Source organism: Burkholderia glumae LMG 2196 = ATCC 33617 (assembly GCF_000960995.1).
Classification (GTDB): domain Bacteria; phylum Pseudomonadota; class Gammaproteobacteria; order Burkholderiales; family Burkholderiaceae; genus Burkholderia; species Burkholderia glumae.
On the sequence record NZ_CP009434.1, the window covers coordinates 2,708,829 to 2,731,114 of the forward strand.

Below are 22,286 nucleotides of genomic sequence, written 5' to 3' on the forward strand. Positions count from 1 at the left end.
GTTCCACGCGCGCTACTTCTTGTAGATGCGCTTGCGCGTCTGCTCGAGGCGCTGCAGGATGGCGTCGAGCTGCGTCGGGTCGGACATGAACTGCTGCATCGCCTTCATCCCCTCGTCGGCCATCTCCTTGGTCATGTCGCGGTCGTAGAACTGCGCGATGCCGCCCGTCGTCGCCGCGAGCGTATGGAAGCCGATCTTCGAGATCGGGTCCTGCGGCTCGGGCGCCTTGTTGTTCGACGGCAGCTGGCCCATGCCCTTGGCGAACTCGCCGTTGATCGCGGGCTGCCCCATGAAGGCGAGCAGGCGGCGGGCATCGGCCTTGTTGTGGGCCTTGGCCGGCACCACCAGCACGTTGACCGGGCCGTCCTCGGCCAGCGGCACCGATGCGTCGATCACCGGGAAGCGGAAGAAGCCGATCGGGTTGCGTGCCGCGCCGAGCAGGGCCGCCGAATACCAGGTACCCATCAGCGTCATCGCGGCCTGGCCGTTCACGATCAGCGGGCTCAGCGAATCGACGTCGTAGGACAAGGCGTTGTCGATGAAGTCCTTGTCGTCGATCAGCTTCTTCCATGCCGCATAGACGGCGCGCACGCGCGGATCGGTATAGGCGACCTCGCCCGCCATCAGCTTCTGGTGGAATGCATAGCCGTTGATTCGCAAGTCGAGATAGTCGAACCACGCGGCGAGCGTCCATGCATCGCGCGCGGCCACCGCGATCGGCGCGATGCCGGCCGCCTTCAGCTTGCGGCACGCCTCGAGGAACTGCGCCCAGTCGGCCGGCTCGCCGTGAATGCCGGCCTTGTCGAACAGGTCCTTGCGGTAAAACAGGCCATACGCGTCATAGCCGAGTGGAAGGCTGTAGAGCTTGCCCCCGTAGGTCGAGGACTGCTTCACGGCCGCGTAGGTGGCGTTCCAGCCGTTCTTCTGCCAGTCCGGCGTCAGGTCCTCGATCAGTCCGCGCTTGGCGAAATAGGCGAGCCGCTCGCCGTTGTTCCAGCTCACCACGTCGGGCGGGTCGGTCGCGAGCCAGCCGGACATCTGCACCTTGAACGCCTCCTCGCCGATATAGCTGACCTTCAGGTCGATGTCGGGATTGGCCTTGCGGAACTGCTCGAAGGTGTTCTGCCATGTCGCGCGCTGGTTGCCGCGCGCGGCGACGTTGACCTTCAGCGTGCCCGCATCGGCCGCGCCGGACGCGGCCAGCGCGGCGACGGTCGTCAGGGTGAGCAGCAGCTTGCTGGTGCGAAATCTCATCGTTGTCTCCTGGTTTTTGCCTTGTATGGGCCGCGCGCGGGAGGCGCGGCGAATCGATGTGCCGCTAGGCGAACGCCGGCTGCGCCTGCACCGCCGGTAGCGCCGCGCCGGTCTCGTCGAACAGATGGCAGTGTTCGACCGGCAATTGCAGCGCATGCCGCTCGCCGCGCCGCAGCGCGGCCTGTCCGGGCAGCTTCGCGAGCAGCGACGTGCCGCCGGGCTGGTCGAGGTGGACATAGGCGGCCTCGCCGAGTTGCTCGACGAGCGCGACCTCGCGCACGATCGACGGCGCGTCCGGGGCGCTGCCCGTCCCGATCGCGAGGTGTTCCGGCCGAATGCCGACGGTCAGCGGCGTGCCCGCCGCCATGCCGCGCGGCAGCGCGCGGCCTCGCAGCGTGAGCCGCTCCGAGGTGCCGGCGAGCACCAGCCGGCAGGCATCCGGATCGTTCGATTCGACGGCCGCCGGCAGGAAGTTCATCCGCGGCGAGCCGATGAATCCCGCCACGAAGCGGTTCGCCGGCCGGTGATACAGCTCGAGCGGCGCGCCCACCTGCGCGATGCTGCCGAAGCGCGCGACATCGTCGCCCGCGTGCAGCAGCACGACCTTGTCGGCGAGCGTCATCGCCTCGATCTGGTCGTGCGTCACGTAGATCGAACTCGATTGCCCGAAGCGCGCGTGCAGGCGTGCAATTTCCACGCGGGTCTGGCCGCGCAGCGTCGCATCGAGGTTCGACAGCGGCTCGTCGAACAGGAACACGCGCGGCTCGCGCACGATCGCGCGGCCGATCGCGACGCGCTGCCGCTGGCCGCCCGACAGCGCCTTCGGCCTGCGATCGAGCAGCGCCTCGAGTTGCAGCACGCGCGCGGCCTCGGTCACGCGCCGGCGGATTTCATCCTTCGGCACGCCGGCGATGCGCAGGCCGAAGCCGATGTTGTCGAACACCGTCATGTGCGGAAACAGCGCGTAGCTCTGAAACACCATCGCGACGCCGCGCTCGGCCGGCGGCGTGTCGTTCATCCGCTCGCCGCCGATGCGCAGCTCGCCTTCGCTCACTTCCTCGAGCCCGGCGATCATGCGCAGCAAGGTCGACTTGCCGCAACCCGACGGCCCGAGGAACACGCAGAACTCGTGCGACGCGATCTCCAGGTTCACGTCGCGCAGCACCGGCGCATGGTCGCCGTAGCGCTTGGATACATCCTTCAATGAAATGGCAGTCATCACGGGCCTCCGTCTGCGTCACGCAGCACCGTGAATGAAATTTAACCGCTTAAATTTTTGTAGCGCCAAGCGCCGGATTCGCCGTACCATGATGTCTCCTGTCCATCGGCGTCGAGGGTGCCCACGCGTGCTTTGCGCGTCAGGCCGCGATCGATCCGCCGAAATGCTTGTTCGGGGTGTGTCGAGAAATTAGCGCACCGACCTTCACTGTGCAACTTGTGGAACGCCATCCCAATATATGCGCGCAGTTTCGTTTTCGTCAACCCTGACCCTCCTGCCGGCCGCGGCCGACCAGCGCCGATGGTGACGCTCGCCGAAGTCGCGCGCCGCGCGAACGTGACGGCCGCGACCGTCTCGAACGTGCTGCGCAACCCGCAGAAGGTGAAGACGTCCACCGTCGAGCGCGTGATGGCCGCCATCCGTGAGCTCGGCTACCGGCCGAACCTCACGGCTCGCGCGCTGGCCGAAGGCCGCACGCCGACGCTCGCGCTGATGCTGTCGAACATCACCAACCCGTTCTATCCGGAGTTCGTGCTGGCGGCCGAGCGCGAGGCGCGCAAGCGCGGCTACTACCTGCTCGTCACGAACACCGACGACGACCCCGCGATCACGCGCAGTTACCTGGAGCGGATTGCCGGCACGCTCGCGGCCGGCGCGATCGTGATGAACACCGATCTCGCCGAAGCCGAGCTGGCCGACCTCTCGCGCCACGGCGCAGCCATCGTGCTGTGCATGTGGGAGCACCTGCCGGCGTCGCACACGCTGCCCTGCGTGACGGTCGACTTCGCGGCGGCCGGTGCGCTGGCCGCCGCGCACCTGTCCGAGCTGCGGCACCGGCGCTTCGGCGCGCTGGTGGGCAAGGGCTCGGGCGGCCCGCAGTCGGTGCGGCTGCGCGGCTTCGTCGATGCGCTGCTGGCGCGCGGCCACGCCGAAGGCGCGGTCACGACGCTGTCGACGCACGATTCGATCGAGGGCGGCTATGAAGCGACCATGACGCTGCTGCGCGCGCATCCGGAGCTGACCGCGCTGTTCGCGACCAACGACCTGATGGCGATCGGCGCGTTGCAGGCGGCGGCCGACCTGGGCCGGCGCGTGCCCGCCGACCTGTCGGTGGTCGGCATGACGGATACCCAGCTCGCACACCAGTTCCGTCCCGCGCTGACGACGGTGCGGTTCCCGACGCCGTTGATCGCCGCGCATGCGATCGCCACGGCGCTCGAGATGATCGAGGGCGAGCTGCCAGGCGCAAGCACGCGCGTGTGCGGCACACCGGAGCTCGTGGTCAGGGAGTCCACGGCCGTCGCGCCGGCACGCCGCAAGGCGGCATCGGCGCGACGCCCGAATTGAAGCGATGGCGCCCGGCCGCGGTCGTCGGCTGCACGGCCCGGCGGCGGCCGGCGCCTCGCCCCGAGCCTGCGCGAGATCGAAGCGCTGCCTCCGGCAAGCTGCGCTTGCACGACCCGATCCATGGATCGCCGGCGGGTCCGCCGCTCGCCCGAAGTCGAAGGCTGCGCGATCTCATACCTGCCCTGTCCAGCGCATGCGAAACGACCTCGATGCCGCAGTCACGGCGGCCGGCGATCGCGCCGCGCATCGAAACCGCCGCATGCGGACGATGGCCGGCGCGCCTGCGATGGGCCGGTCACGGTGTTCGGCCTGCGGCCCGCTCCATCGCGCGCCGCAGCGCCGCGTAGACGGCCGGCCGGTTGCTCTGCGAGACGTTGAACCGCAGATGGCGCGTGGCCGTGCGCGAGACGCTGAACACGTTGCCGGGCGCGAGCACCACGCCGTCGTCGAGCGCATGGCGCGCCACCAAGGCCGCGTCGAGTCCCGCCGGCAGTTCGGCCCACAGGAACATTCCCGCCTGCGGCCGAATCCGCACCTCGAGCCCGGCCGCCCCGAGCTGGCGCAGCGTCTCGCCCATCGCGTCGCCGAGCCGCGCACGCAGGCCGTCGAGATGACGCCGATAGCTGCCGTCCACCAGCAGCCGGTGGACCACCGCCGGGTTCAGCCCGCCGTTGCCGAAGGTCGTCGCGAGCTTCAGGTCGATCAGCGGATCGATCCACTCGCGCCGCGCGGCCAGGTAGCCGCAGCGCACGGCCGCCGACAGCGTCTTCGAGAAGCTGCCGATCGAGACCACGCGCTGCAGGCCGTCGAACGCCGCGAGCCGTGGCGCCGGCTCGGCTTCGAAGTCCGCGAAGATGTCGTCCTCCACGATCAGCACGTCGTGCTCGGCGGCCAGCGTCAGCACGCGGTGCGCCACGGCCGGCGCGAGCGCCGCGCCGGTCGGATTGTGGAGCGCCGAGTTCGTCACGTACAGGCGCGGCCGGTGCTCGGCCAGCACGCGCGCGAATTCGGCCGGGTCCGGCCCGTTCGCCGTATAGCGCACGCCCACCAGTTGCACGCGGTGCGCGCGCAGCAGGGCCTGGAAGTTGAAATAGCAGGGATCGTCGACCACCACGGTGTCGCCGGGCTCCAGCAGCAGCCGGCAGACGAGGTCGAGCGCATGCGTGCCGCCGTCGGTCAGCAGGATCTGGTCGGGCGGCGCGTCGATGCCGTGCTGCGCGAGCCGCCAGCCCAGTTGCTGGCGCAGGGCCGGCAGGCCGCGCGGCGCGCCGTAGTCGGCCAGGTCGGCCCGCGCGTCGCGCGCGACCGCGCGCAGGGCCCGGCGCATGCCGTCGTCGGGCAGCCACGACGCGGGCAGCCAGCCGCAGCCCGGCTTCAGCACGTCGCCGCCGCTTTCGAGCGACTGGCGCGTGAGCCACAGCGGATCGAGTTCGCGATCGAGGCGCGGGCCGACCTCGGCGAGCGCGAACGGCGGCGCGTGGCCCGCCACGAAGAATCCGGCGCCGCGCCGCGCGGCCAGCGTGCCGTCGGCGACGAGCCGGTCGTAGGCATCGACCACGGTGGATTTGGACACGCCGCAGTTCTCGGCCATCGCCCGGATCGACGGCACGCGCGCGCCCGGCCCGAGCGTGCGGCCCGCGATCCGGGCGCGCAACGCCGCCATCACGTGCGCGACGCGCGTCCCGCCGGCCGGCGCCGGCGCGGGCGCCCCCACCGGCATCTCGCCGCGATTCACCGCCATCTGTACGGCTCCATGATCAGTACAGTTTCCTCGAATTGTGCTGCTGCATAGCTTAACCCGCCGGTGGCCGCATGGGATGCTCGGTGTTTCCCCCTTTCGCCTCCCCACGCATCCATGCAGACCTCCACGCAAGGCTGGCTCAACGGTTTTCTCGGCGTCGTGATCTTCAGCGGCTCGCTGCCGGCCACGCGCATCGCCGTCCACGGCTTCGATCCGGTGTTCCTGACGCTCGCGCGCGCCGCGATCGCGGGCCTGCCGGCGATGCTGCTGCTGGCCGCGTTCCGCCAGCCGCGCCCGGCGCGCGCCGATCTGGTGCCGCTCGTGATCGTCGCGCTCGGCGTGGTGGTCGGCTTCCCGCTGCTGACGGCGCTGGCGCTGCGGCATGTCACGTCGGCGCACGCGATCGTATTCGTCGGGCTGCTGCCGCTCGCCACCGCGACGTTCGGCGTGCTGCGCGGCGGCGAACGCCCACGCGCCGCGTTCTGGCTGTTCTCCTCGCTCGGCAGCGCGGCCGTGGCGGCGTTCGCGCTGCGCCGCGGCCTGCACGCGTCGCCGCTGGGAGACCTGCTGATGCTGGCCGCGATCGTCGCCTGCGGGCTCGGCTATGCGGAAGGCGCGCGGCTGGCGCGCCGGCTCGGCGGCTGGCAGGTGATCTCGTGGGCGCTCGTGCTGTCGCTGCCGGTGATGCTGCCGCTCGCGTTCGCGGCCCGACCCGCCTCGTTCGCCGCAGTCGGCGCGCCGGCCTGGTGGAGCCTCGCCTACGTGTCGCTGTTCAGCATGCTGATCGGCTTCGTGTTCTGGTATCGCGGGCTCGCGCTCGGCGGCATCGCCAGCGTCGGCCAGTTGCAACTGTTGCAGCCGTTCCTCGGGCTGCTGCTCGCCGCATGGCTGCTGCACGAACCGGTGCCGGCCGCGATGGTCGGCGTGACGGCGGCGGTGGTCGGCTGCGTGGCCTGCGCGCGGCGCTTCGCGGCTACCCCGCCCGCGCGCGCGGTGCGCTGAGCGGACATCGGCCGCTCCGGCTCGGCACGCCCCGGCGTGCCGGTGTGCCAGGCCAGCGCCGGAACCGTGACGCCGGGCCGACACGCATGCCGCGCATCGCGGCGCCGCAGTGGTCCGCCGGTGTGCCGTAAGCCGTTGGAAAGATTGCGGGTGGCACCGCGCCATGTCATCAAACTGCCTGAGTCGCGGCGCTAGGATCGGGTGATCGACTCCTTTCACTCCCCTCCCGGCCCGCCATGAACCAATCCGCGTTACCCACCGCAGATGCCGGCCGCTCACGGCGATTCGGCCAGCTGGTCTTTCTCGCCGTGCTCGTCGTCGGCGGCGCGTATGTGCTCACTCATCTGATGGCCGATCTCGCGCCGGTCGGCGAGCCTTCGGTGTTCCCCTACGTGCTGCTCGGCATCGCGCTGCTGATCGCGCTCGGCTTCGAGTTCGTCAACGGCTTCCACGACACGGCCAATGCGGTCGCCACCGTGATCTACACCCATTCGCTGGCGCCGAACGTGGCCGTGGTCTGGTCCGGACTCTGGAACTTCGCGGGCGTGCTGCTCTCGAGCGGCGCCGTGGCCTTCGGCATCCTGCAGTTGCTGCCGGTGGAGCTGATCCTGCAGGTCGGCAGCGGCGCCGGCTTCGCGATGGTGTTCGCGCTGCTGATCGCGGCGATCGTCTGGAACCTCACGACCTGGTACTTCGGCCTGCCCTCGTCTAGCTCGCACACGCTGATCGGCTCGATCATCGGCGTCGGCGTGATGAACCAGCTCATGCACGGCGCCTCGGGCACGAGCGGCGTGGACTGGAGCCAGGCGCTCGGGGTCGGCAAATCGCTGCTGTTCTCGCCGATCGTCGGCTTCGTGCTCTCCGGCCTGCTGCTGCTTCTGCTCAAGGGGCTCGTGAAGCTGCCGCAGCTCTATCGGGAACCGCCGAAGGACAAGACGCCGCCGTTCTGGATTCGCTGCCTGCTGATCCTGACCTGCACCGGCGTATCGTTCGCGCACGGCTCGAACGACGGCCAGAAGGGCATGGGGCTGATCATGCTGATCCTGATCGGCACGGTGCCCACCGCCTTCGCGCTGAACAAGGCGGTCACGCCGGCCGAATCGCAGACCTTTATCGCCGTCGCGCATCAGGCGGCCGCGACCTTCGGCAAGTACACCAACGGCGCCGCGGCGCCCAGCAACTCGCGCCGCGTGGTCGAGACCTACCTGCAGACGCACCGGATGACGCCGGACACCGTGCCCGCCGTGCAGCAGTTGTCGAACTCGCTCGCGGCCGCGGTCGGCTCGACCGGCTCGATCGCGAGCACGCCGCAGGGCGACGTCGACAACCTGCGCAACACCATGTACCTCGTGTCGGAGGCGATCCGCCTGATGGACAAGGCCGGGCAGCCGGCCTTCTCGGCCGACGATCGGGCCGCGATCAACAACTATCGCGCGCAGCTCGACCACGCCACCAAGTTCATCCCGACCTGGGTCAAGGTCGCCGTCGCGCTCGCGCTCGGCCTCGGCACGATGGTGGGCTGGAGGCGGATCGTGGTCACCGTGGGCGAGAAGATCGGCAAGCAGCATCTGACCTACGGCCAGGGCGCCTCGGCCGAAGTCGTCGCGATGGTCACGATCGGCGCGGCCGACATGTACGGGCTGCCGGTCTCGACCACCCATGTGCTGTCGTCGGGCGTGGCAGGCACGATGGCCGCCAACGGCTCGGGCCTGCAATGGTCGACCGTGCGCAGCCTGGTGCTGGCCTGGCTGCTGACGCTGCCGGCCTCGATCGTGCTGGCCGGCGCGCTCTACTGGGTGTTCCACGCGCTGCTCTGAGCCCGCGCGGCGTGGCGCGGGCCGCGCCCGCCTCGGCCCGGCCCCTGGCCCGGCGCGGCAGCCGGAGTTGCCGCGCAAGAAACGGAGCGGCACGCGCGCGTGGGGACGCTACGATGCTGTCCTCATGCCGAATGCGGAGAGCCGCGATGCCCCCCAGCCCCGAACCCCGCCGTACCGCGCCGTCGCCGACGCCGCCCGCCCCGTGCTTGGACGACGCCGCTGCGTTCGTCGGCGCGCTCGCGTCGGCCGCGCCGGACTGGCGCGCCATCCGCGAGGCGCTCACGCGCGACGGCGTGGCCGTCATCGAGCGGCTGCTCGCGCCCGACGCCTGCGATGCGCTGATCGCCGCCTATGACGACCAGGCGCGCTATCGAAGCCGGATCGTCATGGCACGCCATGGCTTCGGCCGCGGCGAATATCGCTACTACGCCTATCCGCTGCCGCGCGGCCTCGCCGCGCTGCGGCGCGAGCTGTATGCGCCGCTGGCGCCGATCGCGAACGACTGGAACCGCGCGATGGGCATCGACACGCGCTACCCCGCCGGTCACGACGCGTTCGTGCGCCGCTGCCATGACGCCGGACAACATCGGCCGACGCCGCTGATCCTGCGTTACGGTGCAGGCGACTACAACTGCCTGCACCAGGATCTGTATGGCGAGCACGTGTTTCCGCTGCAGGTCGCCGTCCTGCTGTCACGGCCCGGCGTCGATTTCACCGGGGGAGAATTCGTGCTGACCGAGCAGCGGCCGCGCGCGCAGTCGCGCGTGGAAGTCGTGCCGCTGGAGCGCGGCGACGCCGCGATCTTCGCCGTCCATGCGAGGCCGGTGCAGGGGACGCGCGGAGTGGTTCGCGTCAACCTGCGGCACGGCGTGAGCCGGCTGCGGTCGGGGCATCGGCATACGCTCGGCCTGATCTTTCACGACGCGCAGTGAGGGAGCGACTGCGCTCGATGCCAGGCAGCACCTGGTGCGGCGGCCTCGATTCGATGCGCGTACCGCCAGGGAGCCGGGCCGCTCAACCCTTCGATACGCTGGTGCGCAGCCGGTCACCGGCATTCGCCGCGAGCCGTGCATAACCGGGCAGCGTCAGCAAGGCGAGCACGCCGGCCGCGAGAAACGCCCAGCGGAAATCGGCAAGCACATAGTGCGTGCCGACCGCGTCGCCGCGCAGCATCGATGCGAGCCGCAGCGACATCGCGCCGAACGCGATGCCCATGCCGATCGTCATTTGCTGCGCCGCGCTCGACAGCGTGCTGGCGGCACTGGTCTGCGCCGGCGGGATGTCGGCGAACGCGAGCGTCGCCAGCGTCGAGAACTGCATCGAGCGCGACAGCCCGTAGACGAACACGACGAACAAGGTGATGACGAGCGGTGTCGAGGCGGTGAGCCAGCCGCACGCGATCGTCGCCGCGCCTGCGATTGTCACGTCGACGAGCGCCACGCGGCGGAATCCGAAGCGATCGAGAATCCACGAAGTCAGCGCCTTCATCCCGAGGTTGCCGGTCGCGCTCGCGAGCAGCAGCAGCCCGGACTGGAACGGCGACATGCCGAAGCCGACTTGGAACAGCAGCGGCTGCAGATACGGTACTGCATTGATCGCCACGCGCGTGACCGAGCCGGTCAGCACCGTGACCGAGAACGTCGGCACCTTCAGCGTGGTGAAATCGAGCAGCGGATGCGGCGTGCGGCGTGCATGCCAGAGCGCCGCGGCGCCGAACCCGATCGCGGCGGCGATCAGGCCGAACGCGGCCATGAAATGCGCGTCCTGCTGCCCTGCCGCCTCGGTGCCGCAGAGCATGCAGGTCAGCGTCGCGCCCGACAGCACGAAGCCGAGCCAGTCGAGCGGGCGCGCCTGCTCGGCGCGCTCGTTGCGCACCAGCAGCAGCACGCAGGCAAACGCGGCAATGCCGAGCGGCACGTTGAGCAGGAAGATCCAGCGCCACGACGCGTAGGTGGTGATGAAGCCGCCGACGGGCGGCCCGACCACCGGCGCCACGATGCCGGGCCAGGTGATCGTCGCGATGGCGCGCATCAGCTTCGCCTTGTCGGTGCTGCGCACCACGATCATCCGGCCGACCGGCACCATCATCGCGCCACCCACGCCCTGCAGCAGTCGCGCGGCGGTAAACGTTTCGGTGCCGTTCGACAGCCCGCACAGCACGGAGGCGATCGTGAAGATCGCGATCGCCGAAGCGAACACGGTGCGCGAGCCGAAGCGATCGGCGATCCAGCCGCTGATCGGGATGAACACCGCGAGCGCGAGCATGTAGGCGGTCATGCCAAGGCTCAGCGCGTTCGGACCGACGCCGAACGATTTCGCCATCTGCGGCAGTGCGGTCGCGATGACCGTCGTGTCGAGATATTCCATGAAGAACGTCGCGGCCACGAGATAGGGGAGAAAATCTGTCGTCGGACGACGATCGACGTGCGTGTCGGTCATACGCAATGGCGGGCGAAAGGAGTCGGTGGGACGTCAAGACAACAGGCCAACCGGCGCCGGTTGGCCGAGGCGTCGATGGTACGCCGATTGATCGTCGCTGCGATACGGCTGCCGCCGCCGCGCCGGCGTGGTTTTCGACGGCCGTGCGAAGCTCGCCGGAAGCCCTTGAGGAGATGACGCCGCCAACCGGCCGGCTCAGATTTCGGTGGCGAGCAGGGCATCGCGCTGGTCGGGCGTCAGCGCCGCGATCTCGACGCTCGATTCGCCGTGGAAAATCATCGAGCCATACACTTCAGCGAGACAACTGCTCGCGCTGTCGAGCGCGTAGTCGTCGTCGATCGACGCGTGAAGATGAACCTCACGCCATGCATTGATCGCGGATTCGATCCTCACGATGGAAATCGGCTGGATCGCCTTATCGCTGGAAGTTGCGGCCATGGTTCCTTGCTGGTATCCCGAATGATTGCGGCAGTTGATTATCTATCGAATGCCGAACCCACCGGGTCGATGAAATGACTGGAGCACAAATGCGGTTCGCTCCGCATCGGGGACGCGTAGCATACCACTCGCTGAATCGAGTGACGCATTCAATCGGGCTTGCGGCTCGCGGCATGATCGGTGTCTGCGCTTTGCATTGCACATGACTTTTCCGAGCCTTGAAAGACAAAACCCCCACTGCGCTGGCAGCGGGGGTTTCGAAGGAGGAAGCCTGACGATTACCTACTTTCACACGGGCAATCCGCACTATCATCGGCGTAGAGTCGTTTCACGGTCCTGTTCGGGATGGGAAGGGGTGGGACCGACTCGCTATGGTCATCAGGCTAAAGGGGTTGTCACGTCGCGACAGCGCGCCATGACCAATCTCGAAGAAGTAGTAGGGGTTGTGCTTGTACACCGGCACATTGCTCACTCAACCGCTGTTCGTCGACCTGTTGGTTCGACATGAAACAGACCGGTTATAGGATCAAGCCTTACGGGCAATTAGTATCAGTTAGCTGAACGCATTACTGCGCTTACACACCTGACCTATCAACGTCCTGGTCTCGAACGACCCTTCAAGGGGATCAAGTCCCCGGGGATATCTCATCTTAAGGCGAGTTTCCCGCTTAGATGCTTTCAGCGGTTATCTCTTCCGAACATAGCTACCCGGCGATGCCACTGGCGTGACAACCGGTACACCAGAGGTTCGTCCACTCCGGTCCTCTCGTACTAGGAGCAGCCCCCTTCAAATATCCAACGCCCACGGCAGATAGGGACCAAACTGTCTCACGACGTTTTAAACCCAGCTCACGTACCTCTTTAAATGGCGAACAGCCATACCCTTGGGACCGGCTACAGCCCCAGGATGAGATGAGCCGACATCGAGGTGCCAAACACCGCCGTCGATATGAACTCTTGGGCGGTATCAGCCTGTTATCCCCAGAGTACCTTTTATCCGTTGAGCGATGGCCCTTCCATACAGAACCACCGGATCACTATGACCTGCTTTCGCACCTGCTCGACTTGTCGGTCTCGCAGTTAAGCACGCTTATGCCATTGCACTATCAGCACGATTTCCGACCGTACCTAGCGTACCTTCGTACTCCTCCGTTACACTTTGGGAGGAGACCGCCCCAGTCAAACTGCCTACCATGCACTGTCCCCGACCCGGATCACGGGCCAAGGTTAGAACCTCAAACAAACCAGGGTGGTATTTCAAGGACGGCTCCACCGAAACTAGCGTTCCGGTTTCATAGCCTCCCACCTATCCTACACAGATCGGTTCAAAGTCCAATGCAAAGCTACAGTAAAGGTTCATGGGGTCTTTCCGTCTAGCCGCGGGGAGATTGCATCATCACAAACACTTCAACTTCGCTGAGTCTCGGGAGGAGACAGTGTGGCCATCGTTACGCCATTCGTGCAGGTCGGAACTTACCCGACAAGGAATTTCGCTACCTTAGGACCGTTATAGTTACGGCCGCCGTTTACCGGGACTTCAATCAAGAGCTTGCACCCCATCATTTAATCTTCCGGCACCGGGCAGGCGTCACACCCTATACGTCCACTTTCGTGTTTGCAGAGTGCTGTGTTTTTATTAAACAGTCGCAGCCACCAGTTTATTGCAACCCCTTCACCCTTCTGGCGCAGGCCAGTCAAGCTACAGGGGCGTACCTTATCCCGAAGTTACGGTACCAATTTGCCGAGTTCCTTCTCCCGAGTTCTCTCAAGCGCCTTAGAATACTCATCTCGCCCACCTGTGTCGGTTTGCGGTACGGTCACTGTTAAACTGAAGCTTAGAGGCTTTTCTTGGAACCACTTCCGATTGCTTCGCTTCCGAAGAAGCTCGCGCCACACCCTTGAATTCCGCGCCCGGATTTGCCTAAGCGCCTTCTCCAATGCAGCGACCGGGACTTCCAACACCCGGACAACCTTCCGCGATCCGTCCCCCCATCGCATTTAACAATGGTGCAGGAATATTGACCTGCTTCCCATCAGCTACGCATTTCTGCCTCGCCTTAGGGGCCGACTCACCCTACGCCGATGAACGTTGCGTAGGAAACCTTGGGCTTACGGCGAGGGGGCCTTTCACCCCCTTTATCGCTACTCATGTCAGCATTCGCACTTCCGATACCTCCAGCACACTTTACAATGCACCTTCGCAGGCTTACGGAACGCTCTCCTACCATGCGAGACTAGCTCGCATCCGCAGCTTCGGTATATGGCTTAGCCCCGTTACATCTTCCGCGCAGGACGACTCGATCAGTGAGCTATTACGCTTTCTTTAAAGGGTGGCTGCTTCTAAGCCAACCTCCTGACTGTTTTAGCCTTCCCACTTCGTTTCCCACTTAGCCATATTTGGGGACCTTAGCTGGCGGTCTGGGTTGTTTCCCTCTTGACACCGGACGTTAGCACCCGATGTCTGTCTCCCGTGATTGCACTCTTCGGTATTCGGAGTTTGCTATGGCGGGGTAATCTGCAATAGACCCCCCAACCATGACAGTGCTCTACCCCCGAAGGTGAGACACGAGGCACTACCTAAATAGTTTTCGGAGAGAACCAGCTATTTCCAAGTTTGTTTAGCCTTTCACCCCTATCCACAGCTCATCCCCTAACTTTTCAACGTTAGTGGGTTCGGACCTCCAGTACGTGTTACCGCACCTTCATCCTGGCCATGGATAGATCACTTGGTTTCGGGTCTACGCCCAGCAACTGAACGCCCTATTCGGACTCGCTTTCGCTACGCCTGCCCTATTCGGTTAAGCTTGCTACTGAACGTAAGTCGCTGACCCATTATACAAAAGGTACGCCGTCACCCCTTACGAGGCTCCGACTGTTTGTATGCATGCGGTTTCAGGATCTATTTCACTCCCCTCCCGGGGTTCTTTTCACCTTTCCCTCACGGTACTGGTTCACTATCGGTCGATCACGAGTATTTAGCCTTGGAGGATGGTCCCCCCATCTTCAGACAGGATTTCACGTGTCCCGCCCTACTTGTCGTACACCTAGTTCTTTCATACTGTTTTCGCCTACAGGGCTATCACCTGCTATGGCCGCACTTTCCAGAGCGTTCGGCTAACAATACAAATAAAGAGTACAGGCTCTTCCCATTTCGCTCGCCACTACTTTGGGAATCTCGGTTGATTTCTTTTCCTGCGGTTACTTAGATGTTTCAGTTCACCGCGTTCGCTTCACATGACCTATGTATTCAGTCATGGATACTCCAAAAGGAGTGGGTTTCCCCATTCGGACATCTACGGATCAAAGCTCGTTTGCCAGCTCCCCGTAGCTTTTCGCAGGCTACCGCGTCCTTCATCGCCTGTGATCGCCAAGGCATCCACCACATGCACTTGTTCGCTTGACCCTATAACGAGTCTGTCTCGCTCTCCCGAAGGAGATGACAGCCGCTACAGGTTGAGTTCTCGCATTTGTGCCGTATTCCAATTGAGCCGAACTTGCGTTCGAATCATCTTGAGATACATCGATACAATCACAACCCGGATAACTTCCACGCCCATCTCAAATAAGCGCTTCCGCTATCCACTTTACTACTTCTTCCAGATTGTTAAAGAACGACAGCCGATAAGCGCTACTTCTCGCTCATCCTCTGACTGGCTCAATCGCCAATGACAACTGCTCAGCATCCCTGAACGTTTGTCATTGAAGATTGGTGGAGGCAGACGGGATCGAACCGACGACCCCCTGCTTGCAAAGCAGGTGCTCTCCCAGCTGAGCTATGCCCCCTTCCCTACAGAGACTACCCAGGTGTTCCGTGTCAGACAATTGGTGGGTCTGGTTGGATTCGAACCAACGACCCCCGCCTTATCAAGACGGTGCTCTAACCGACTGAGCTACAGACCCCTGAGTCTGTCTTGATCAACAGCCGATAAGCGTGAACGCTCAATGTATGCGGAATAAGCTCGAGAAAGGAGGTGATCCAGCCGCACCTTCCGATACGGCTACCTTGTTACGACTTCACCCCAGTCATGAATCCTACCGTGGTGACCGTCCTCCTTGCGGTTAGACTAGCCACTTCTGGTAAAACCCACTCCCATGGTGTGACGGGCGGTGTGTACAAGACCCGGGAACGTATTCACCGCGGCATGCTGATCCGCGATTACTAGCGATTCCAGCTTCATGCACTCGAGTTGCAGAGTGCAATCCGGACTACGATCGGTTTTCTGGGATTAGCTCCCCCTCGCGGGTTGGCAACCCTCTGTTCCGACCATTGTATGACGTGTGAAGCCCTACCCATAAGGGCCATGAGGACTTGACGTCATCCCCACCTTCCTCCGGTTTGTCACCGGCAGTCTCCTTAGAGTGCTCTTGCGTAGCAACTAAGGACAAGGGTTGCGCTCGTTGCGGGACTTAACCCAACATCTCACGACACGAGCTGACGACAGCCATGCAGCACCTGTGTATCGGTTCTCTTTCGAGCACTCCCGAGTCTCCTCAGGATTCCGACCATGTCAAGGGTAGGTAAGGTTTTTCGCGTTGCATCGAATTAATCCACATCATCCACCGCTTGTGCGGGTCCCCGTCAATTCCTTTGAGTTTTAATCTTGCGACCGTACTCCCCAGGCGGTCAACTTCACGCGTTAGCTACGTTACTAAGGAAATGAATCCCCAACAACTAGTTGACATCGTTTAGGGCGTGGACTACCAGGGTATCTAATCCTGTTTGCTCCCCACGCTTTCGTGCATGAGCGTCAGTATTGGCCCAGGGGGCTGCCTTCGCCATCGGTATTCCTCCACATCTCTACGCATTTCACTGCTACACGTGGAATTCTACCCCCCTCTGCCATACTCTAGCCTGCCAGTCACCAATGCAGTTCCCAGGTTGAGCCCGGGGATTTCACATCGGTCTTAGCAAACCGCCTGCGCACGCTTTACGCCCAGTAATTCCGATTAACGCTCGCACCCTACGTATTACCGCGGCTGCTGGCACGTAGTTAGCCGGTGCTTATTCTTCCGGTACCGTCATCCCCGAAGGATATTAGCCCTCAGGATTTCTTTCCGGACAAAAGTGCTTTACAACCCGAAGGCCTTCTTCACACACGCGGCATTGCTGGATCAGGCTTTCGCCCATTGTCCAAAATTCCCCACTGCTGCCTCCCGTAGGAGTCTGGGCCGTGTCTCAGTCCCAGTGTGGCTGGTCGTCCTCTCAGACCAGCTACTGATCGTCGCCTTGGTAGGCCTTTACCCCACCAACTAGCTAATCAGCCATCGGCCAACCCTATAGCGCGAGGCCCGAAGGTCCCCCGCTTTCTTCCGTAGATCGTATGCGGTATTAATCCGGCTTTCGCCGGGCTATCCCCCACTACAGGACATGTTCCGATGTATTACTCACCCGTTCGCCACTCGCCACCAGGTGCAAGCACCCGTGCTGCCGTTCGACTTGCATGTGTAAGGCATGCCGCCAGCGTTCAATCTGAGCCAGGATCAAACTCTTCAGTTCAATACCTGTTACTGTTTTCGGTTCCGTTAAGAACCGGTCGCTCACTCAAAGCTGACAGGTTATGAATTGCTTCATCAACCTGACTTACTTTTGTGTGAGACTCTTGATACTTTTGCTTCCCGATCCGAAGATCAGGTCCGCGTCGATCAAGCGCCCACACTTATCGGCTGTTAATTTTTAAAGAGCATTTCCACCGATCCGACCGAACTGTTCGGCCTTCCCGGCAGCGCTGCGTTGTCAGCAGCAGAGAAGCGAGATTATGATCAACGTTTCGCAGCGCGTCAACTACTTTTTTGCTCGCCGCGATCCACTTCTTCGTCGATCACTTCCCTTCGGCCGGTTCCACTGGCTGCCCAACCTCGGCGCCCCGCTTCTCCCACCTTGCTTCCCTTTCCGCACCGCGTTTCCGGCAGCGCGAAAGAGGCGTGATTCTAAGCACGCCCCACGCTTCCTGCAAGCGCTTTCGTGAAGAAAATCCAAAAGAACGGCACCAAGGGCGCCGCTCGCGCGGCGCCCTTGGTCGTAAGCCCTTGATCGGAAACGGGGAAGGCTCCTGAGCGCGGCCGCTCGCGTCACGCGCGCACCACGCAAGAGGCGATCCGCAGGAAGTGATCGAGTGATTGCGTGACACCTCCAGCCAGCTTCGCGCCGTCGTCCCAGCGGCGCAGGCGCACCGCATCGGCCGCGTAAGGGCGCAGCAGGAATGCGCGCGCCTCGTCCTCGTGATAGGCGCCGCCCTGCAGCGTCAGGCTGCGCACCGAATCCTCGGACAGCATCCGGGCATAGCCGGGCTCGATCGCGCACAGGCAGCGCTTCGCATCCACGTGCAGCCGGATCGGTTCGAGCACCGCGTCGGGAAACAAGCCGCGCAGAAACGGCAGCGCGTAATACTGGTGAAGATCGTCGATCCCGCGCGCGCTCGGCGTCTCGCCCTGCTCGTTCAGCAAATGTCCGAGGTCGTGTAGCAGCGCCGCCGTGACCAGCGCGTCGCCGGCTTCGTCCTCTTCGGCCAGCTGGGCGCTCTGCAACGCGTGCTCGAGTTGCGTCACGGGCTCGCCGCTATAGGCGGTGGCGCCGCGCTGCTCGAACAGCGCGCGGATGTCTGCCAGCGTCAATGCCACGTCGCCACTCCCCGCACCGGGCGTGCGCCGCGCGCACGCCCAATCGAAAACCCGCCGACGATGCCGCGCCGACGCCCGTCACTGCGCATGTATCACCGGCCCCGGCATGCGCCGCGTGGGCTCGAACGCGAAATCGTCGCCGCGCGCCAGATGGTTCAGCGCGAGATCGAATACGTCGAAATTGCGCCAGCGCCGGCCCGCATCGGCCGTCACCAGGACGCGCCGGTTGAACAGCAGCGGCACCGCCTGCTCGCCGAACCCGCCATGCGAGCGCAACGGCGCCGTCAACGCCGACAGGTCGTGCTCGCGTTCGCGCCGGCCGAGCACGGTGTCGTCCCGCGCGACCACCACGACGTCGCCGATCCGATCCACCGGCAGCTCGAAGCAGGCGGCGGCCTCGTCCCGGGCCAGCGCGAGCGCGATGCCGTCGAGGCGGCGCAGCAGCATCACCACCTCGCTGGCATCGAGCCCGTCCGGCAGATGGATCGTCGCGAACGATCCGAGTGCGCCATGGTGCGCGACGTGCGGGTCCGCGATCGGCAGCACCACGCGCGTGCGCGGAAAATCGAGCCAGGCGTCGAGCGCGTCCTGCAGATAGACCACCTTGGGCGCGCCGGTGCGCGGATCATGCTTCGCGCCGGTGCCGTGGTCGGCCGTCACGGCCACCACCCACTCGAGCGCGTCGAGCTGCGCCAGATGCCGATCGATCGCCGCGTAGAAGGTGTTCGCCTGCGCGCTGCCGGGCGCCCACTTGCGTTGCACGTAATCATGCGTGGCCAGATACATCAGCTCGACGCGGCGCGTCTTCGCGAGCCGCACGCCCGCCGCCAGCACGAACTCGGACAGCGCAGCGCCATAGACGTCGGGCGACGGCAGGCCGACGAAATCGAGCGCATCGGCGATGCCGTTCTCGGCCAGCGAGGTCTGTCCGGCCTTCTCGGCCGAGAAGCAGATGCCGCGCAGGCCGGTGCCGAGCAGCCGGCGCAGTTTCTCGCGGGCCGTGACGACCGCCACCCGCGCCCCGGCGCGCGCCGCCGCGGCGAGCACGGTGTCGGCGCGCAGGTCGGCGGCCTGGTTCAGCGCGATATCGGCGCCGTGGCCCTGTTGCGCGCCGGCATCGTGAATCGTGTTGCCGCAGATGCCGTGCAGCGCGGGCGGTGCGCCGCAGGCGATCGACAGCTGGTTGGCGTGGGTCAGCGACGGGATCACGCCGTCCGCGCCGAGCGCCGCGCCGTCACGCATCATTCGCGCCATGAACGGCGCGGCACCGTCGGCGACGGCCGCCTCGAGATAATCGGGCGAGCCGCCGCTGAGGCAGACGATGGCGGTGCGTGCCGAAGGCAGGCGATAGTGGCGACCATTGACCTCGATCGTCTGGTTCATCGGGTTCAGCATGACTCCTCCTGTTATCGCTGCGATGCGGCGCTCACGGCCGCCGGCACCGCCGTGCGATCTGCGCCGGCGGCCCGCGCCGCGCGCGGCATCCACGGGGCCGATTCAGCCATTCAGTCCATCGATCAACCAATCCATCAGCGCCGCAGCCGCGGCACTCGCGCGGCGATCAGCATCAGCGCCGCGAGCGAAGCCGCCAGCATCAGCAGCGAGAGCGCCGAAGCCGGCAAGTAATAGCCGCGCTCGACCTCGCCGATCACGACGATCGGTACGGTGGCGAAGCCGGGCGGATAGACCGTCATCGTCGCGCCCAGCTCGCCGAGCGACAGCGCGAAGCCGAGCGCCAGGCTCGCGCGCAGCGCCGGCACGAGTTGCGGCAGCAGCACGCGGCGCAGCACCATCGACGGCGGCGCACCAAGGCTCGCGGCGGCTTCCCGCAGCACCGTCAATTCGGGCCGCAGCGCGGCGGCCGCGCATCGGTAACAAAATGGCAGAACCAGCGCGAGTTGCACGAGCATGACGATCGCGGCCGAGCTCGAAAGATCGACCGGTCTTTGATGATAGGCGATCAGCACCGCAAGTCCCAGCACCACGCTCGGCACGCCGTTGGGCAGCATCACCAGCGCATCGACGAGCGCGCCCGCCCGCCCCTGCACGCGCCCTTCCAGCGCAAGCGCGAGCCAGAGCCCGAGCGCGGTGCCGATCACCGCTACGCCGAAGCCGATCTCGAGGCTGGCGGCGAGCGCATCGAACTCGGGCTCGCCGAGCCGCGAGAACCAGCGCAAGCTGTAGCCGGTCGGCAGGATCGTGCCGGACCATTGCGTGGCCACGCTCGACAGCGCGACCACCACCACCGGCAGCACGAACAGCCAGAGGCAGGCGAACGCGGCCAAGGCCAGCGCGATGCGCGCGGCATGCTTCAGCACGGGGTCGGTCCAGCCGGCGGCGTGTCGCGGCGCCGGCACGCCGGCCGGACCGCCGGCGGCATCGCCATTCCGGCGCAGGTCAGCGGCCATCCCGCCCTCCCATCGCCCGGCGATTGATCCAGCGGTAAAGCACATACAGCGACAGCGACATGGCGAGCATCACGACGGCGCCGGCCGCCGCGGCCGGCAGGTCGAGATCGACCGACGCACTGGTGTAGATCGCGACCGGCAGCGTGACCAGCCGCGCGCTGCCGAGCACGAGCAGGATCCCGAACTCGTTGAGCGTGAGCAGGAAGCAGAGGATCGTGCCGGCCGCGATGCCGGGCCACGCGATCGGCAGAATCACGCGGCTTGCCAGCATCCAGCCGTTCGCGCCGAGGCTGCGCGCCGCCTCGACCAGCCGCAGGTCGAGCGTGGCGAACGCGGCGAGCGTGGGCCGCACCACGAACGGCGTGTAGAACACCGTCTGCGCCAGGATCACGCCGCCGATGCCGAACAGGAAGTCGAGCGGCGGCGCATCGAGGTGGAACAGCCGCTGCAGCGCGATGCTGATCGAGCCCTGCGAGCCGTACAGGAAGATCAGCGTGAAGGCGACCAGGAACGAGGGGAAGGCCACGTAGAGCTCGAGGAAGCGCGTGACGAGCGAGGCGCCCGGAAACGGCCGGAAGAACAGCAGTGCCGCGAGCAGCACGCCGAGCACCGACGCGCTGCCGGCGCTCACGCACAGCACCGATAGCGTGGTGCCGAGCACGCCGCGCGTGTCGGGATTGCCGAAGAACGTGCGATAGGCGGCAAGCGTCAAGCCATGATCGCCTGTCATGCTGAGCAGCAGCAAGCGCGCGAGCGGATAGAGCACGAGCGGCCCGAGCACCACCAGCACCAGCACCAGCAGATGCAGCCGCGCGCGGTGCGTGGCCCGGCGCGCCGCGCGCGCGTGACTGGACACCGCCGCCTCGCGGCGCGCGGCGGCGCCCGCGCCGTCCAGATCAGGGCTCGATAAGGACGACATCATCGGCCTCGCAATGCAGGGAAACGCGCGTGCCGCGCTCCGGGGTCGGACCGCGGCCGCGCTGCATGGTGACGCGCACGGGCTCGTCGGCGGCCGCGTCGAGCATCACCGAGACGGACAGCTCGGAGCCGTGCCATTCGACCGATGCGATCGTGCCGTTCAGGCCGCCGCTGCCGGGCGCCTTCAGCGTGAAGCGTTCGGGCCGCACGCAGGCGACGCGATCGCGCACGTCGTGCAGCGGGTCGCCGATCGGATAGACGACGTGCGGCGGGAGCAGGTTCGCGGCGCCCAGATAGCGGGCCACGAAGCCGTCGCGCGGCGTGTCGTAGAGCTGCTGCGGCGTGCCGATCTGCGCGATGCGGCCGTCGCGCATCAACAACGCGCGATCGGACAGCACCAGCGCGTCGTCGCGGTCGTGCGTGACGCAGACGATCGTCAGGTTCGGCAGCCGCTCGTGCAGCGCCTTCAATTCGCTGCGCACCGAGGCGCGCAGGTTGGCGTCGAGCGCCGAGAGCGGCTCGTCGAGCAGCAGCACGTCCGGCTCGATCACGAGCGCGCGCGCCAGCGCCACGCGCTGCTGCATGCCGCCGGAAAGCTGGGCCGGCATCACGTGGCCGGCGTCGCCGAGCTGCACCAGCTTGAGCGCATCGGCCACGCGCCGCGCGATCTCGCCCGAGCCCAGGCGGCGCGCGCGCAGCCCGAACGCGACGTTCTCGAACACCGACAGGTGTGGGAACAGCGCGTAGTTCTGGAACAGCAGGCCGAGGTTGCGCTTGTGCGGCGGCGCATGCGTGAGGTCGCGGCCGGCCACCACGAGCGTGCCGCTCAGGCCGTCGGCCTTCACGAAACCGGCGATGAAGCGCAGCAAGGTGGTCTTGCCGCAGCCGCTGCGGCCGAGCACGGTCAGCAGTTCGCCGGCGCCGATCGCGAGCGACAGGTCGTCGAGCACGGTGCGCGCGCCGTAGCGCACGCTCAGGTGCTCGATCTGCACGCCATCCGGCGCGGCCGCACGCTGGTTCGCGTGCGAGCGTGCCGGGCCGAGGGCGCCGGGATGGATCAGGCTGGCGATATTCACGGGCCTCCC

15 protein-coding genes, 2 tRNA genes and 3 rRNA genes are annotated in these 22,286 nt (G+C 65.7%); 4 read left to right on the forward strand and 16 right to left on the reverse strand.

Going from position 1 to position 22,286, the window contains the following annotated elements:
* Positions 1-12: 12 nt before the first annotated feature.
* From KS03_RS12070 to KS03_RS31340, 3 genes are all read right to left on the reverse strand, one after another.
* The gene (locus tag KS03_RS12070) at positions 13-1,254 is read right to left on the reverse strand and encodes an ABC transporter substrate-binding protein (protein WP_012733258.1); all 1,242 of its coding nucleotides are present in this window, start codon (positions 1,252-1,254) and stop codon (positions 13-15) included.
* 64 nt (positions 1,255-1,318) lie between these two features.
* Positions 1,319-2,473: an ABC transporter ATP-binding protein gene (locus tag KS03_RS12075; RefSeq protein WP_012733257.1), complete on the reverse strand. Its 1,155-nt coding sequence runs from the start codon at positions 2,471-2,473 to the stop codon at positions 1,319-1,321.
* A gap of 41 nt (positions 2,474-2,514) precedes the next feature.
* Positions 2,515-2,736: a hypothetical protein gene (locus KS03_RS31340; protein WP_127913869.1), complete on the reverse strand. Its 222-nt coding sequence runs from the start codon at positions 2,734-2,736 to the stop codon at positions 2,515-2,517.
* 37 nt (positions 2,737-2,773) lie between these two features.
* Between KS03_RS31340 and KS03_RS12080 the strand changes: the two genes are divergently transcribed.
* Positions 2,774-3,820 (forward strand): LacI family DNA-binding transcriptional regulator, encoded by a 1,047-nt coding sequence (locus KS03_RS12080; protein WP_012733256.1) that lies wholly within the window; start codon positions 2,774-2,776, stop codon positions 3,818-3,820.
* A 295-nt stretch (positions 3,821-4,115) separates the two neighbouring features.
* Here the strand turns inward: KS03_RS12080 and KS03_RS12085 are convergent, their stop codons facing one another.
* Entirely contained in the window at positions 4,116-5,483 is a 1,368-nt protein-coding gene (locus KS03_RS12085; protein WP_012733255.1) for an aminotransferase-like domain-containing protein, read from the reverse strand.
* A 192-nt stretch (positions 5,484-5,675) separates the two neighbouring features.
* Here KS03_RS12085 and KS03_RS12090 point away from each other — a divergent pair, with 192 nt between their 5' ends.
* The 3 genes from KS03_RS12090 to KS03_RS12100 all read left to right on the forward strand — a co-directional run bounded on the left by KS03_RS12090 (position 5,676) and on the right by KS03_RS12100 (position 9,312).
* Complete coding sequence (locus KS03_RS12090; protein ID WP_012733254.1) at positions 5,676-6,563, forward strand: DMT family transporter; 888 nt, start codon at positions 5,676-5,678, stop codon at positions 6,561-6,563.
* A gap of 236 nt (positions 6,564-6,799) precedes the next feature.
* Positions 6,800-8,380 carry an inorganic phosphate transporter gene (locus tag KS03_RS12095; protein ID WP_012733253.1) on the forward strand — a complete coding sequence of 527 codons (1,581 nt, stop codon included), beginning with the start codon at positions 6,800-6,802 and terminating at the stop codon, positions 8,378-8,380.
* Positions 8,381-8,526: 146 nt separating this feature from the next.
* Positions 8,527-9,312, forward strand: a complete 786-nt coding sequence (locus tag KS03_RS12100; RefSeq protein WP_371821532.1) for a 2OG-Fe(II) oxygenase — start codon at positions 8,527-8,529, stop codon at positions 9,310-9,312.
* Between the two features lie 82 nt (positions 9,313-9,394).
* Here KS03_RS12100 and KS03_RS12105 read toward each other — a convergent pair whose 3' ends face one another.
* The 12 genes from KS03_RS12105 to phnT form a co-directional block, all read right to left on the reverse strand.
* A complete protein-coding gene (locus KS03_RS12105; protein WP_012733251.1) occupies positions 9,395-10,819 on the reverse strand; it encodes a DHA2 family efflux MFS transporter permease subunit in 1,425 nt (474 codons plus the stop codon).
* Between the two features lie 195 nt (positions 10,820-11,014).
* Positions 11,015-11,257, reverse strand: a complete 243-nt coding sequence (locus KS03_RS12110; RefSeq protein ID WP_012733250.1) for a DUF3717 domain-containing protein — start codon at positions 11,255-11,257, stop codon at positions 11,015-11,017.
* A gap of 269 nt (positions 11,258-11,526) precedes the next feature.
* Positions 11,527-11,640 (reverse strand): 5S ribosomal RNA (gene rrf / locus KS03_RS12115).
* 139 nt (positions 11,641-11,779) lie between these two features.
* Positions 11,780-14,660, reverse strand: a 23S ribosomal RNA gene (locus KS03_RS12120).
* 304 nt (positions 14,661-14,964) lie between these two features.
* Positions 14,965-15,040: transfer RNA gene (locus KS03_RS12125), tRNA-Ala, on the reverse strand.
* A gap of 40 nt (positions 15,041-15,080) precedes the next feature.
* Positions 15,081-15,157 (reverse strand) — tRNA-Ile (locus tag KS03_RS12130).
* 64 nt (positions 15,158-15,221) lie between these two features.
* Positions 15,222-16,754, reverse strand: a 16S ribosomal RNA gene (locus KS03_RS12135).
* Together the 16S, 23S and 5S rRNA genes with 2 tRNA genes alongside form the textbook arrangement of a ribosomal RNA operon.
* Positions 16,755-17,326: 572 nt before the next feature.
* Positions 17,327-17,875, reverse strand: coding sequence for a phosphonate degradation HD-domain oxygenase (locus KS03_RS12140; RefSeq protein WP_012733249.1), 549 nt, complete (start codon positions 17,873-17,875; stop codon positions 17,327-17,329).
* Positions 17,876-17,953: 78 nt separating this feature from the next.
* Positions 17,954-19,258, reverse strand: coding sequence for a phosphonoacetate hydrolase (phnA, locus tag KS03_RS12145; protein ID WP_012733248.1), 1,305 nt, complete (start codon positions 19,256-19,258; stop codon positions 17,954-17,956).
* Between the two features lie 146 nt (positions 19,259-19,404).
* The gene (gene phnV, locus KS03_RS12150; protein WP_012733247.1) at positions 19,405-20,283 is read right to left on the reverse strand and encodes a 2-aminoethylphosphonate ABC transport system, membrane component PhnV; all 879 of its coding nucleotides are present in this window, start codon (positions 20,281-20,283) and stop codon (positions 19,405-19,407) included.
* Positions 20,273-21,202, reverse strand: coding sequence for a 2-aminoethylphosphonate ABC transporter permease subunit (phnU, locus tag KS03_RS12155; protein ID WP_012733246.1), 930 nt, complete (start codon positions 21,200-21,202; stop codon positions 20,273-20,275). The genes phnV and phnU overlap by 11 nt, the downstream gene beginning before the upstream one ends.
* Positions 21,180-22,277 (reverse strand): 2-aminoethylphosphonate ABC transport system ATP-binding subunit PhnT, encoded by a 1,098-nt coding sequence (gene phnT, locus KS03_RS12160; protein ID WP_012733245.1) that lies wholly within the window; start codon positions 22,275-22,277, stop codon positions 21,180-21,182. Before phnT ends, phnU begins: the two co-directional genes overlap by 23 nt.
* Positions 22,278-22,286 lie beyond the last annotated feature (9 nt).

Excerpts from the sequence above, each read along its gene's own strand:
- KS03_RS12070 (WP_012733258.1), bottom strand. The coding sequence starts at position 1,254 with ATGAGATTTCGCACCAGCAAGCTGCTGCTCACCCTGACGACCGTCGCC.
- KS03_RS12075 (WP_012733257.1), bottom strand. The coding sequence starts at position 2,473 with ATGACTGCCATTTCATTGAAGGATGTATCCAAGCGCTACGGCGACCAT.
- KS03_RS12080 (WP_012733256.1), top strand. The coding sequence starts at position 2,774 with ATGGTGACGCTCGCCGAAGTCGCGCGCCGCGCGAACGTGACGGCCGCG.
- KS03_RS12085 (WP_012733255.1), bottom strand. The coding sequence starts at position 5,483 with ATGGCGGCGTTGCGCGCCCGGATCGCGGGCCGCACGCTCGGGCCGGGC.
- KS03_RS12090 (WP_012733254.1), top strand. The coding sequence starts at position 5,676 with ATGCAGACCTCCACGCAAGGCTGGCTCAACGGTTTTCTCGGCGTCGTG.
- KS03_RS12095 (WP_012733253.1), top strand. The coding sequence starts at position 6,800 with ATGAACCAATCCGCGTTACCCACCGCAGATGCCGGCCGCTCACGGCGA.
- KS03_RS12100 (WP_371821532.1), top strand. The coding sequence starts at position 8,527 with ATGCCCCCCAGCCCCGAACCCCGCCGTACCGCGCCGTCGCCGACGCCG.
- KS03_RS12105 (WP_012733251.1), bottom strand. The coding sequence starts at position 10,819 with ATGACCGACACGCACGTCGATCGTCGTCCGACGACAGATTTTCTCCCC.
- KS03_RS12110 (WP_012733250.1), bottom strand. The coding sequence starts at position 11,257 with ATGGCCGCAACTTCCAGCGATAAGGCGATCCAGCCGATTTCCATCGTG.
- phnA (WP_012733248.1), bottom strand. The coding sequence starts at position 19,258 with ATGAACCAGACGATCGAGGTCAATGGTCGCCACTATCGCCTGCCTTCG.
- phnV (WP_012733247.1), bottom strand. The coding sequence starts at position 20,283 with ATGGCCGCTGACCTGCGCCGGAATGGCGATGCCGCCGGCGGTCCGGCC.
- phnU (WP_012733246.1), bottom strand. The coding sequence starts at position 21,202 with ATGTCGTCCTTATCGAGCCCTGATCTGGACGGCGCGGGCGCCGCCGCG.